Raw genomic sequence first — 13,232 nt, 5'->3', positions numbered from 1 at the left:
GGATGCGCTGTGTCCAAAGCGAGAACGCACAAGCCGAGGTCGACGCAAACGCGGAGGACGGCCACGAAAACGTCCGAAAAGGTTGAAGCCTCAACGGATATTGCGCACTTAAACTAAATCGCTTTCCAAAAAAAAAATCGGTGATTCGTACATTTTGGGAGGGGCTTTGTTTTGTTTTTTTCTGCTAACAGATGTGCAAAGTTATCCTTACCATCTTCACTTTGCTTGCTGGAGAAAACAAGTTGTTCCCCCACTGACAGCCTTTCTCGTCTTGAACTGCAGCCCACTATGTTAGGATGTTTGCAAAACGATTGGATCCTGTGTCACTTAGAAGCTGGAAACGGTAGTCTGAGCAAAAATAACGGATTCTCAGTCCGATCGGGCGTCGTCGTATAGGATGTTGTGTGCGGAGTTGTCAAAGCGCCGATGAACAAACGAAAAGGCCGCCGGCACATGCCGGCGGCTTCTTCTAAGTAGGGTGGTTATAATGCGTTTCTGCGGCCACGGGACAGCAGGACAAGACCGATAATCAGGACGATCAGGCCGATGCCGCCGAACGACCAGACGAATTCGACCGCTGCTTTGGCCAACCAAAGTACGATGGCTACGATAACCGCTAGGATTCCGAGTACGAGTACCATTGTGATGACCTCCATATCGTAAGGGGATATCTTCTATTACCCAATCTGGCGAGTTTGAACAAAAGCGCAGAAAAAAATTCGCAGCATTATAGGGTTGCCATTAGGCCGCATGCTGTTAAAATAACGTCGAGCAGCAAAACTTGTAGGGGAGCGATCGAGTGATGTCGGGGGCAGCGAGCAAGCCGGAAATCGTCCGCGTGCGCGGACAATTGGCGAACACGAAGCGAAAGCTAGCGGAAGGCGAATTAACAGTCGGTTTTATAGGCGGATCGATTACGGACGAACGAGCAGGTCATAACTGGCCGGAGCCGGTCACGCGCTGGCTGGTCGCGAACTATCCGCAAGTCCGCTTCGCCGTAGAGAATGCGGGCATCGGCGCGACGGGAAGCGATCTGGCTTCTTTCCGTGCCAAGCGGGATCTGATCGATCGGGGCTGCGATATCGTTTTCGTGGAATTTGCGGTGAACGACAATGGCGTAGCGACAGATCGTCGGCAAAAAACGCGCGAAGGTTTGCTAAGGCAGCTGCTTGCGAGCGGCACGACCGATGTTGTGCTGGTCTATACATACTGCCAGGACATGTACGGACCGATGTCGGAGGGACATATGCCGCCTAGCATCGAGGAATTCGAGGTGCTGGCGGAGCATTATGGCCTCAGCTCTGTGTGGATGGGCATGCACGCGTTCCAAGAAGTGAAAGCGGGTCTCATGCGTTGGGAGGAGTGGCTCCCGGACGGTCTTCACCCGACGGAACGGGGCAGCTACAGCTATGGCCGAAGCGTCATCGGATATTTGCAAACGGCACTTGCAAGCGTGGACGAGCAGGCAGAACGAGCGGACGCGGGAGCGGCAGCAGGTTTGCCCAAGCCGCTGGACCCCGGGCATTGGCAAGAGGTTTCGTTCGTACCGTTCGAGAAGGTACGGACGGAAGGGCCTTGGACCGTCCGACGTTGGGTGACGCTGGAATGGATCGAACGTGCGCTGTCGACATCGGCGATCGGAGCCAAGCTCGCTTTTTCTTTTGATGGAAGAGGACTTGCCCTGGCATTCGACTTCGGCAAAAATTCGGCCGAGTGCCGGTACCGGATCGACGGCGGGGAGTGGAAGGAAACGTCCAGGGAGCGCCCCGCATGGTGCGGGCCGACCGGATGGCTTAAGCTGGAGACGATAACCGACGATCTGCCGGGCGGCAGACACGAGGTCGAACTTGAAGTCATTCACGGCAATAAGCCGGATTGCGCCGGCACGCGCTTCGATCTCGCCTTTATCGGCGTTATCTCTTAAAACGCATAAAAAAAGGGAGCCAACGAGGGGCTCCCTTTGTCGTCTAGCGCAAATTTGCGATGGCTACGTCGGGTTCGGCCTCCGCCTCGTAATCGACGGCTCCTGTCTCGAATCCGAACAGTTGGAAAAACTCCTTGCGGTAGCCTTCGAGGTCCGACAGCTCGTATACGTTTTCCGTGGAGAGCGCCGCCCACAACTGCTCGACTTCGGCTTGAATCTCTGGACGCATCTCCCAATCGTCGATGCGGATGCGGCCCTTTTCGTCCACCGCCGTCTCGCCGCCGCCGTACAGACGCTCGGAAAAGAGCCTGTACATTTGCTCGATGCAGCCTTCGTGAATTTCTTTTTCCTTCATGACCTTGTACAACACGGAAATATAAAGCGGAACCACCGGAATAGCGGAGCTCGATTGCGTGACCAGCGCCTTGTTCACCGATACGAAAGCGCGACCGCCGGTTGCGGACAGCCGATCGTTCAGACGAAGCCCCGTCGCTTCCAGATGCTCCTTGGCGCGCCCGATCGTACCCTCGCGGTAAACGGCATGCGTGATCTCCGGCCCGATATACGTATAGGCGACGGTCGTGGCGTCTTCGGTCAGGACGCCTGCTTCGCGAAGCGCGTCGATCCACATCTCCCAGTCTTCGCCGCCCATGACGGCGACCGTCTGGCGAACCTCCTCTTCGGTGGCGGGTTCGATCGAGGCGAGCGATACTTCGCCCGTGTGGAAGTTGACCGTCTTGTTCGTGTAGGTGCCGCCTAGCGGCTTGATGACGGAGGAGAAGGTCTCGCCCGTCTTCGGATGCGTCCGGCGCGGAGAAGCGACGCTGTAGACGACGAGGTCGACTTGTCCGAGCTCTTCGCGGATCGTGGCGATCGTCTTGTCCTTGATCTCGTCCGAGAAGGCGTCGCCGACGATGCTGAACGACTTGAGCCCGGCTTCGGAAGCCGTCTCTTCGAAGGCGGCCGAGTTGTACCAGCCGGCCGAGGCCGTACGGGCGCCTTCGGCGGCTTTGTCGAAGTAGACGCCGATCGTATTCGCGCCGGCGCCGAAGGCCGCGACGATGCGGGAGGCGAGACCGTAGCCCGTCGATGCGCCGATAACGAGCGCATTGCGCGGACCTTTGACGGCAGGCTTGCCTTTCACATATTCCACTTGACGCTGAACCTGGATAGCGCAGCCGTCCGGATGCGCGGTCGTGCAGATGAAGCCGCGAGTTTTCGGTTGGATGATCATGGGTTCGCATTTTCCTTTGCCATATAGAGTTTGAGGACCGGCCAAGCTGGCCTGACTTCCCTATTGTACCTAATTCAAGCATGGGATGGGAAGGTATGCGGGCATCGACGGCCATACGATTTTCATATGACAGTTGTCATGCCAGGAAGATTACGCTTGTGAGTGCATGAACATTTTTCCAAACGTTACAATGTGTCTAGCGGTTAGACGAATGGAGGAAGACGCGATGGACCATGTCATCGAACTCGAACAGGTCAGCAAAGTATATAAAGGCAAACGCGCGGTCGACGGACTGACGCTTCGCGTGTCCAAGGGAAGCGTGCTCGCGCTGCTCGGGCCCAATGGCGCCGGCAAGACGACGACGGTGTCGATGATCCTCGGCCTGCTGCAGCCGACGGAAGGGAAGGTCAAGCTGCTTGGCAGCGATCCGCGCGAGGCTGGCGTACGGAAAAAAATCGGAGCGATGCTGCAGGAAGTGAGCGTCATCGACAACTTGAAAGTATCCGAGACCATCGAGCTGTTCCGCAGCTACTACGACAAGCCGCTGCCGCTCTCCGATCTGCTGCGGATCTCTGCGCTCGAATCGGAAAAAGGGAAGCTGGCCTCCGCGCTCTCCGGCGGCCAGCAGCGCCGCCTCGGATTCGCGCTCGCGCTTGCCGGCGATCCGGAAGTGCTGTTTCTCGACGAGCCGACAGTCGGCATGGACGTCACCTCGCGTCAGCTGTTCTGGGACACGGTGCGGAAGATGGCGGACCGGGGCAAGACGATCGTGCTGACGACGCATTATCTGGAGGAAGCGGACAGCATCGCGGATCGGATCGTCGTCGTGAGCGACGGCCGCATCGTCGCGGACGGCTCCCCGAGCGAGATCAAAGCCCGCACGACGGGGCGCGTCATCTCGTTCACGGCCGGAGAGCGGACTAGCGATGCGGAGCTGCGCGCCATTCCCGGCGTAACGGAGCTCAGCCGCAGCGGCAGGCGCGTAAAGCTGATGAGCGAGGATACGGACAGGCTGATCGCCGAGCTGATCGCCAGGCGAACGGACATGCGAGATATCGAGATCGGCAGCGGCGGCTTGGAGGAAGCGTTCCAGGCGCTCGTGAGCAAGGCCGACTAACCAACCACATATTAGAGATCGAAGGAGCTGTTCCTATGAATCAGACGGCGCGCGCGACATGGGCGCAATGCAAATCGGAAATGCTGCGTACGGCGAGAAACAAGCGGTTCGTCATTTTCTCCGTCTTCATGCCCATCGCCTTCTTCTTCATTTTCACAGGTACGATGAATGCGGACGCAACGATAGACGGTACGGATTGGATCCCGTACTACTTAATGTCCATGACCGCCTACGGCGTCATCGGGGCGAGTCTCACCTCGTTCGCGCCCCGCATCGCCAAGGAGCGGGCGCAGGGTTGGATCCGTCTGCTGCGGATTACGCCGCTCCCCTCGGGCTCCTACGTGGTGTCCAAGATCGTGGCCCAAGCGCTCATCAACCTGGTCATTATCGTGCTCGTGTTCGCGGTCGCGGGCATATCCAAGGGCATCGATCTGCCTGTCGCGGTCTGGATCGAGAGCGGGCTGTGGATCTGGCTGGGCGGCTTCGCCTTCATGGCGCTCGCTACGCTCGTCGGTTCGATGCGCAACGCGGATGCCGTTCAAGTGCTGAGCATGATTCTGTATCTGGGCATGTCCGTCATGGGCGGATTGTGGATGCCGACGAGCTCGTTTCCGCAGATCATGCAGGATATCGCGAAGTGGCTTCCGACCTACCGGGTCGGCCAGGGCGCGTGGAACCTGGTAGGAGGCGGGCATCCCGACTGGGCCGGCTTCGGAATATTGGCTGCTTACGCTTTCGTTTTCGTGATATTATCTACCTATATTATGAAAAAGCAGGAAGCGGTGTAGCATGAAGCAAAAAAGCGGGCAGGCTCGCAACGGGCCGCCCCTTTATTTTTCCCTCATATGGCTCGTCTATCTGGTATTTCCGCTTGAAACGATACTGAGCATGCCTGTCCGGCAGATGGTACCGAGTCTGCTGTTGCTGGGCTTGTTCGTCAGCACCTACTTGTACAGCTTCAAGGCGCCCAGGTTCCGGCTTTCGGCCGCCCTGCTGCTGCTCGCGATGGTCGGTGCCTTCTGCTGGCTGTATGGGGAGAACTTCGTGTTCCTGACCTTTTATCCATCGCCGCTCATCGGCGTGCTGAACGTCAGGTGGAAGAGATTCGCGGGCATGGGCGCCATGCTGGCGTTGCTCGCAGCGGTTGCCGTATACTTCGGTCTGTACGAAAACGAGACCGAAATCTTTCAATATTTGCCCGCAATGCTGATCATGCTGACGGTGCCGTTCGGCATGCAGCTCACCAGACGCTCGAACGAGCTCAAAAACAAGCTGTCCATGGCCAACGACGAGATCGCCCGGCTCTCAAAGAGCGAGGAGCGCCAACGCATCTCGCGCGATCTTCACGATACGCTCGGACATACGCTGTCCCTCATCACGCTGAAGAGCGAGCTGGCCGAGCGATTGATCGCCAAAAATCCGGAACGAGCGGCCGTCGAAATCCGGGATGTGCAGCATACGAGCCGAGCTGCGCTGAAGCAGCTGCGCGAGCTCGTATCCGGCATGAATACGGCAACGACGCGGGAGGAGACCGCGCATGCGTCGCAGCTGCTGCAGGCTGCGGGCATCCGACTAGAGGCGCAGGGCGAGGACTGTCTGGCGGGCTTGCCGCCGCTCGTCGATAACATCATGGCGATGTGCCTGCGGGAGGCGGTAACGAATGCGGTCAAACACAGCGGAGCTTCGTCGTGCCGGATCGAATGGTTCAAGCATGATGCGGGCATCGCGATGACGGTGAGCGACGACGGCCGCGGCTGCGCGGCCATGCAAGGGAACGAGGCTGCGGGCGGCTCCGGCCTGCGCGGCATGCGCGAGCGGCTGCGCCTGATCGAGGGAGAGCTCGAATGGCGTTCGGAAACGGGCGCGGGCACGCAACTGATCGTTAAACTGCCGCTGGTGGAAAAAACGGGAGACGAGGAGGCGACGGGCGCATGAGAGTCATCGTTGCGGAGGACCAGGGCATGCTGCGAGGCGCCCTCAGCGCGTTGCTCGATCTAGAGGATGACATCGAAGTCGTCGGTCAGGCGGCGGACGGCGAGCAGGCGCTCCAGATGATCGAATCGCTTGATCCCGACATTTGCGTGATGGATATCGAAATGCCGAAGCTGACGGGGCTCGACGTCGCGGAGCGTCTAAAGGATGCCAAGATTAGCTGCAAGGTCGTCATCCTGACGACATTTTCGCGTTCGGGCTACTTCCAGCGCGCCATGCGGGCCGGCGTCAAAGGGTTCCTGCTGAAGGACTCGCCGATCGACGAGCTGGGCGCCGCGCTGCGCGCCGTCCATGGCGGCGGGCGCGCCGTCAGTCCCGAGCTGGCGATGCAGCTGTGGGAAGCGGAAAATCCGCTCACCGAGCGGGAGCGGGAGGTGCTGAAGCTGGCCGGTGCAGGGCTGGGCGCGGGCGAGATCGCGTCGAGACTGTTCCTGTCGCACGGCACGGTACGCAATTATTTGTCCGAGGCGATCCAGAAGCTGGACGCCAAAAACCGAATCGACGCGACGTTGATCGCGGAGCGCAATGGATGGCTGGGCTAGGTTGACGACCCCTATGGCGCATAACGTGGAAACGGCCTTGAGGGAGCGAAAGACGCTCCTTCAAGGCCGTTTTCATTTACCGTATCGATTAGTAGAAGCCGACCCGCAGAATGATGACGAGCAATACGAACATAACGAGCGCGAACGCTGCGCCGCTGCCTCCGCCTTCAACCGGATATCCCATCGCTATCACCACCGTGTCCGAGGTAAATTGCTCATTGCTCAGACAGTGTATGTGGATCGCGGAGATCGGCTTATGCTATAGCCTAGATTAACGGATTTCATGTTTGAGGCGGCCGCTTCTTTTTGGATGCTTGCACGCGTCGCCAGCCGAAGACGGCTAAAGCGATGCCGGCGATGACGAGGACGGTACCGACGTACGGATTCAGGAAAATGAGGTCGGCGACGCCGAAAATGACGATTAAAACGCCGAAAATGACGAATTGAAGCGGATGTGTCTGCATACGGCTGAACCTCCGGGTGTGTGGCGAGTAATAGACGATGATACGATCATAGGGCGATCGGGCGTTTTTTGCAATTGTTGCGGCCAGCTTTTATGATGAAGAAAAAACGACCGGCAAGGAGAGTCGACATGTCCACCGTCTCGCGGCTTAGAAGGTACGGCTTGTGGTTGGCATGCTGCGCGGCGATCGTGCTGCTGTACGTATGGTACACGTCGCCCAACGCGGTACCGGATGCGTACAAAGGAACGGCTGCTGATCCGTCGCTATTTTATACGGCGGATCAGCTTCGCGAGAGCGCGACGCTAAATGCGATCCGCAACGGCATATTTTTCTTCAGTTGGCCCTGGCAATGGGCGATCTATCTGTTTCTGTTGACCGGGGGCTGGTCGCGCGCCTGGAAGGATCGGATCGACGGGAGCAGGCTGCCTTCGTTCCTTCGCCTGCCTCTTTACGTACTGCTCGTATATGGGGCGTCCGCTTTGCTTTATTTGCCGCTCAAGATCGCGAGCTATTCGGTGTCCCGCAGCTACGGCATCTCGACGCAACCGGCAGGGGGCTGGCTGGAGGACCGCGGGCTCGACTTCGTTATCGGTTATATCACGGTGCTGGCCGTATATGCCGTAGCCAGATGGGTCATGTCGCGCGGCGGACGATGGTGGCTTCGGTTGTGGCTTATTTCGGTGCCGTTCACGCTGTTCATGATGTACGTCGAGCCCGTCGTCATCGACCCGCTCTACGACAAGTTCGAGGAATTGTCCGATCCTGCGCTCGAGTCCGCGATTTTGGACCTGGCGGGGAAGGCCGATATTCCGGCGGACCGGGTGTACGAGGTGCGCATGTCCGGCAAGACGAATGCGATCAACGCCTACGTATCCGGCATCGGGAGTTCGCTTCGCATCGTGCTGTGGGACACGGCGCTCGCCAAGCTGGAGCAACCCGAGATTATGCAAATCATGGCTCACGAGATGGGCCACTACGTCAAGCATCACCTGGAATGGAGCGCGGTCGGCGCGATCGGCAGCTCCTTCGCGCTGCTCTGGATCGGCGGCGGAATTTACAACATCGTCGTACGGACGCGAGGCAGGGATTGGGGCATCTTCCGTGTATCGGACATGAACGCGCTGCCGCTCATTTTACTGCTGCTGTCCGTGCTCAGCTTCGGGTCGCTGCCTGTCTCCAACGCCGTCTCCAGACAAGCCGAGGCGGCCGCGGACAGATACGCGCTCGAGCTGCTCGGCACGGCCGACGGCGCCGTGACGATGCATCAAAAGCTGGCCGTCGCAGCGCTAAGCGACGTGAACCCGCCGCTGCTCGTGAAGTGGCTGCGGTCGACCCATCCGAGCGATATGGCGCGGATCGCGCAGGCTGAACGCTATGCTGAAGCGCAGGGGGAGAAAACGCCATGACTTCCTCGCCGGAAAAGGGCACGAAGCCGGCAGCCACGAGCTATGGGAAGCCCGGCACGGCCCCCTTGCTGCGATTGTACTTGCTGAACGGCGTACGAAGCGCGCCCCATTTTCTCGATCGCTTAAAGGATACGCTGGCGACACGTCTGACCGGGCTGGGGTTCGACGTGCGCGGACGCGTCATCTTTCCGTATGACGATTGGCACAGGCGGCTGCTGCCGCAAGTTCGGGAAGCGCGCTTTGACATCATGTTGCCGTATCGCAGATATGAGCGGTCCATTGGGGGGAAGAGAGCGTTGGCCGTGCTGGAGCGCGACCGGGCGGAAGAGGGAGCGCGTTCGGCTCGACATGTGGACGATGAAAGGCATAAGGCTATAGTGCCGGCGAACGATACGGAAGAAAAGCTGGCGGTTAACCTGCGGGCGGCGCATGAGGAAGAGTTGATGCAATCGACTGGTACCGCCGAGAAGGAACCAAACCTCTTTGTTCGCCCTAAGGAGCTTGCGTTGTTCGTCGGTCATAGCGCGGGCGGGGTGGCAGCCGTTCACGCATCGGGACTGCTGCTCGCGCGCGAAGGCGGGATGCCGAGCCCCGTCGTCATGATCGGATCGCCGAAGTGCAGAATTCCCGGGCCGCTGCGCGATGCCGTGCTCTACGTGCAAGCTGAGGGACCGCAGAAGGAGCGAGGCGCAGCGCTTGGCTCGCGTGCGGCGGCACCGTCGCGCTCGGAAGCGCGCAGCGCAGGCCGAACGGCTGACCCGATCTGCCGGATCGGGTCCTTCGGGGGCTGGGGCAAAAAAGCGGATCGGCTGCTGCCGGGCTGGCATGGCGATCGCCATGCGCCCGGCGCTCGCGCTGCCGTAAGGATCGCCGGCGGACATGCGGATTATTTTCGCGATCGCGCGCCGTATATCGCGGGCGACGGCAGGACGAACATGGACGAGACCCTCGCAGCCTTATGGCCCTGGCTGACGGAGCGGCTGGCCGAGCGAATGCGCTAGTCGCCGCAAGCTTGCATGATAAGCTCGTACGAGCGCAGCCGGTCGGCGAAGTCGTGCGCATACGACACGATCATGAGCTCGTCCGCCCCGAACGTCTCGCGCAGCTCCGAAAGTCTGTCGCGAACCCGCGATGGTTCGCCGACAATCATGGCGTGCTCCAAGCCTGATTCGTCCGTGCTTGCCGAATCGTCCGGACCGAGCAGGCGGGCGGCTTCGTCCGGACCGGGAATGCCGGCTTCGCCCCGGCCCTGACCGGCTAGCAAACGCCAGGCCTTTACCCCGCGGGCGATCTCCTCGGCCCGCTCCTGCGTATCGGCGCACACGGCCGACACGGCCAGCACGACGCAGGGACGTTCGCCGCGCGACCGGTCGAAGGCGTCGCGATAGGCGGCGATCGCTTCCGCCGCATTTTCGCGGTTCATAAAATAGCCGTATGCGTAGCCCGTCCCAAAGGCGGCCGCCAGTCTCGCGCTTTTGACGCTCGTGCCGAGCACCCAGGGCGCAGGACCCGTGCTTGAGGCGTCGAGCGCTTGGGCCGACCCCCTTTTCGCTTGAATCGAATCTTCTTGCTCCGGAGCTTGCGTCCCGGGCTTTTCGTCGTTCAGATAACGGACGAGCGCGGCAAAATCGTCGGGCATCCGCAGCGCGCGCTCCAGATAGTTGTCAGACAGCGCCATGGAAATCTCGGCGGGACCGCCGGGAGACCGGGCGACGCCGAGATCGATCCGTCCGGGGAACAAGGCAGCGAGGAGCCGGAAAGTCTCCGCAACCTTGTAAGGCTTGTAGTACGGCAACAGGATCGCGCCTGCGCCAAGCCGAATGCGCGAGGTCACGGCGCCGATCATGCCCAGCATGACCTCGGGCGTGGAGCAGGCGAGTCCGCCGAGCCCATGATGCTCGGCCAGCCAGAAGCGCGAATATCCGAAGCGCTCTCCTGCCTGGGCGAGCAAGGCCGACGACCGGAGCGCGTCGCCGGGACTTTGGCCGGCTACGACGGGCGCTTGGTCCAATATGCTTAGCTTCATGTTCAACCCCTCCGATCTATCCTCCCAGTATACCGCAGCGCCTTCAAAAAGGCGTTCACATTCCCGATCCCTTCTGATAGCATGAAGGTATTCGTCCGGCCCGCGGCCGGAACAGCTAGCTATCGAAATGAGGGAAGACGGATGTCTCGCATGAATAATGCAGATTCGCGGACGTTATGGTACGATCGGCCCGCAATGGATTGGAACGAAGCGCTGCCGATCGGCAACGGACGTATCGGCGCGATGGTGTTCGGGGATGCCCGGCGAGAGCGGATGATGCTGAACGAAGACACGCTATGGTCGGGTGAGCCGATAGATACGAACAATCACGGCGGGCTGCCGCATCTGGAGCGAAGCCGGGAGCTGATCGCCGAAGGGAGATACTGGGAAGCCCAACAGCTGGTCGAGTCGAATATGCTCGGCGCCGATACGGAAGCCTATCAGCCGCTGGGCAATCTGCTGATCGACATGGAAGCGCTACTGCCCGAGGCGCCCTCCAAGTATGTCCGGCAATTGGATCTCTCGCGCGCCGTGCACGTCGTATCGTATGAAGAAGATGGCGTCGCCTTCACGCGGGAAGCGTTCGTCTCGGCCGCCGAGCAGGTACTGGTCGTGAAGCTGACGGCGAGCAGGCCAGGCGCGCTTAGCTTCACGGCTTCGCTCGAGAGTCCGCATCCTGCGGAAGTATTCCCTTTGGAGGCGGGCGGCGCAGTCATTAGCGGCCGTGCGCCCGTCTCTATCGATCCGGCGATATCCTATGCGCCGGGACGCGGCACCGCGTTCGCCGCGGCCATTCATGCGGCACATACGGACGGCCGGTCGGAGACGACGGAGGACGGCCGGCTGCGCGTATCCGGCGCTTCGCGGGCGACGCTGCTGCTGTCGGCGGCTACCAGCTTCGCCGGGTACGACCAGGATCCCGCGGCGGGGCCGGATCCGGTCGCGCGCTGTATACAGGACCTGGCGGACGCCTCTCTTTTGAACGGCGATTCGCTGGTTAAGCGGCATATGGATTCGTATCGCGCTTATTTCGACCGGACGGATCTTAGGTTGAGCGCCACGGGAGAAGACGAGCACGCCGCGCTGCCGACGGACGAGCGTCTGAGGCGCGCTGGACAAGGCGCCTGGGATGCGGGACTGGCAGAGCTGTATTTTCACTATGCCAAGTACCTTTTGATCTCAAGTTCGCGGCCCGGCACGCAGGCGGCCAATCTGCAGGGGATCTGGAATCATCATCTGACGCCGCCGTGGCGGAGCAACTATACGATCAATATCAATACGCAAATGAACTATTGGCCGGCCGAAGCGCTCGGTCTGCACGAGCTGGCCGAGCCGTTGTACGACCTGATCGGCGAGCTTAGCGTCAAAGGCAGGGAAACCGCGCGAATCCACTATGGGGCGCGGGGGTGGACGTCGCATCACAACACGGACATCTGGCGCAGGGCAAACCCGGTGACGGGATCGGCCAGCTGGGCGTTTTGGCCGATGAGCGCCGGATGGCTGTGCAGGCATCTGTGGGAGCGGTACCTGTACGGGGGAGACAGGACCGAGCTGGCCGAACGGTTCTATCCGGTCATGAAGGAGGCGGCGCGCTTTGCGCTCGACTGGCTCGTGCCGGACGGCTCGGGGCGGCTCGTCACCTCGCCCGCCTCGACGCCCGAAAACCTGTTCCTCGATGCACAGGGGCGCAAATGCTCGCTCTCCGCGGGCACGACGATGGATCTCTCGATTCTGTCCGAGCTGCTGCAAAGCGTGCTGGATGCGAGCGTCGAGCTCGGCCAGGACGAAGCCTGGCGTCCGGAGCTGCAGGACGCGCTCGACCGGATCGAGCCGTATCGGATCGGTACCAAGGGCCAACTGCTGGAATGGTCGGAGGAATTCGAGGAGGAGTCGCCCGGACACCGGCACTTCTCCCATCTCTACGGCATGTACCCGGCCGAGCAGATCGACCTCGTTCGCACGCCGGAGCTGGCGGCGGCGGTCCGTCGCAGCCTCGAGCTCCGGCTTGCGGCCGGCAGCGGGCATACCGGCTGGAGCTGCGCTTGGCTCGTGAACTTGTGGGCGAGGCTGGGCAACGGCGACGAAGCGCACCGCTACGTCGCGCAGCTGCTCGCAAAGTCGACGTATCCGAATTTGCTGGACGCGCATCCGCCTTTTCAGATCGACGGCAACTTCGGCGGGGCGGCAGGCATCGCCGAGATGCTGCTGCAGAGCCATGCGGGCGAGCTTCGGATTATGCCCGCTCTGCCTGCGGCTTGGCCGGACGGCAGCGTGCGCGGATTGCGCGCGCGGGGCGGCTATCGCGTCGATATCGATTGGCGGGACGGCGAATGGACCGAGGTCCGTCTGGCGGCCGAGCGGGACGGATACTGCGCGGTAAGGCTGGCAGGGAACGAGGCGGTCGCGCTCGCAGACGGAAACGGACGAGCCGTGCCGTTCGAGACGAAGGAAGGCCGCTTGATTTTCCTGGCGGTCGCAGGACAAAAATTCAAGCTAAGCAACGCGACCCGCGGCCGTTAAGATAGAC

At 60.8% G+C, this 13,232-nt stretch carries 13 protein-coding genes; 8 read left to right on the top strand and 5 right to left on the bottom strand.

Annotation, left to right across the window (positions count from 1 at the left end; all coding sequences use genetic code 11):
- Positions 1-482: 482 nt before the first annotated feature.
- The gene (locus tag ACFOTD_RS23080; protein ID WP_158543922.1) at positions 483-641 is read right to left on the bottom strand and encodes a hypothetical protein; all 159 of its coding nucleotides are present in this window, start codon (positions 639-641) and stop codon (positions 483-485) included.
- Positions 642-802: 161 nt separating this feature from the next.
- On the opposite strand from ACFOTD_RS23080, the gene ACFOTD_RS23075 reads away from it, so the two are divergent.
- The gene (locus tag ACFOTD_RS23075; protein ID WP_378122285.1) at positions 803-1,924 is read left to right on the top strand and encodes an SGNH/GDSL hydrolase family protein; all 1,122 of its coding nucleotides are present in this window, start codon (positions 803-805) and stop codon (positions 1,922-1,924) included.
- Positions 1,925-1,967: 43 nt separating this feature from the next.
- On the opposite strand, the gene fabV is transcribed toward ACFOTD_RS23075, so the two are convergent.
- A complete protein-coding gene (gene fabV, locus ACFOTD_RS23070) occupies positions 1,968-3,158 on the bottom strand; it encodes an enoyl-ACP reductase FabV (RefSeq protein WP_378122284.1) in 1,191 nt (396 codons plus the stop codon).
- Between the two features lie 226 nt (positions 3,159-3,384).
- On the opposite strand from fabV, the gene ACFOTD_RS23065 reads away from it, so the two are divergent.
- The 4 genes from ACFOTD_RS23065 to ACFOTD_RS23050 are packed head-to-tail and all read left to right on the top strand — an operon-like array spanning position 3,385 to position 6,809.
- Positions 3,385-4,275, top strand: coding sequence for an ABC transporter ATP-binding protein (locus ACFOTD_RS23065; protein ID WP_378122283.1), 891 nt, complete (start codon positions 3,385-3,387; stop codon positions 4,273-4,275).
- 35 nt (positions 4,276-4,310) lie between these two features.
- A complete protein-coding gene (locus tag ACFOTD_RS23060; protein WP_378122282.1) occupies positions 4,311-5,063 on the top strand; it encodes an ABC transporter permease in 753 nt (250 codons plus the stop codon).
- 1 nt (position 5,064) lies between these two features.
- Positions 5,065-6,210, top strand: coding sequence for a sensor histidine kinase (locus ACFOTD_RS23055; RefSeq protein WP_378122281.1), 1,146 nt, complete (start codon positions 5,065-5,067; stop codon positions 6,208-6,210).
- The gene (locus tag ACFOTD_RS23050) at positions 6,207-6,809 is read left to right on the top strand and encodes a response regulator transcription factor (protein ID WP_378122280.1); all 603 of its coding nucleotides are present in this window, start codon (positions 6,207-6,209) and stop codon (positions 6,807-6,809) included. Before ACFOTD_RS23055 ends, ACFOTD_RS23050 begins: the two co-directional genes overlap by 4 nt.
- A gap of 88 nt (positions 6,810-6,897) precedes the next feature.
- Here ACFOTD_RS23050 and ACFOTD_RS23045 read toward each other — a convergent pair whose 3' ends face one another.
- Positions 6,898-6,993, bottom strand: a complete 96-nt coding sequence (locus tag ACFOTD_RS23045) for a sporulation protein YjcZ (RefSeq protein ID WP_286672224.1) — start codon at positions 6,991-6,993, stop codon at positions 6,898-6,900.
- 97 nt (positions 6,994-7,090) lie between these two features.
- The gene (locus ACFOTD_RS23040) at positions 7,091-7,273 is read right to left on the bottom strand and encodes a hypothetical protein (protein WP_378122279.1); all 183 of its coding nucleotides are present in this window, start codon (positions 7,271-7,273) and stop codon (positions 7,091-7,093) included.
- Between the two features lie 128 nt (positions 7,274-7,401).
- On the opposite strand from ACFOTD_RS23040, the gene ACFOTD_RS23035 reads away from it, so the two are divergent.
- Positions 7,402-8,679, top strand: a complete 1,278-nt coding sequence (locus ACFOTD_RS23035; protein ID WP_378122278.1) for a M48 family metallopeptidase — start codon at positions 7,402-7,404, stop codon at positions 8,677-8,679.
- A complete protein-coding gene (locus tag ACFOTD_RS23030; protein WP_378122277.1) occupies positions 8,676-9,680 on the top strand; it encodes a hypothetical protein in 1,005 nt (334 codons plus the stop codon). The genes ACFOTD_RS23035 and ACFOTD_RS23030 overlap by 4 nt, the downstream gene beginning before the upstream one ends.
- Here the strand turns inward: ACFOTD_RS23030 and ACFOTD_RS23025 are convergent.
- Positions 9,677-10,705, bottom strand: a complete 1,029-nt coding sequence (locus ACFOTD_RS23025; protein ID WP_378122276.1) for an LLM class flavin-dependent oxidoreductase — start codon at positions 10,703-10,705, stop codon at positions 9,677-9,679. The genes ACFOTD_RS23030 and ACFOTD_RS23025 overlap by 4 nt on opposite strands.
- Before the next feature lie 150 nt (positions 10,706-10,855).
- On the opposite strand from ACFOTD_RS23025, the gene ACFOTD_RS23020 reads away from it, so the two are divergent.
- Positions 10,856-13,225, top strand: a complete 2,370-nt coding sequence (locus ACFOTD_RS23020) for a glycoside hydrolase family 95 protein (RefSeq protein WP_378122275.1) — start codon at positions 10,856-10,858, stop codon at positions 13,223-13,225.
- Positions 13,226-13,232 lie beyond the last annotated feature (7 nt).

The organism is Cohnella sp. GCM10012308 (assembly GCF_042649185.1).
Lineage (GTDB): Bacteria > Bacillota > Bacilli > Paenibacillales > Paenibacillaceae > Cohnella.
Note: the sequence above shows the minus strand (reverse complement) of the source record. Positions and strands in the feature narration are given on the sequence as shown.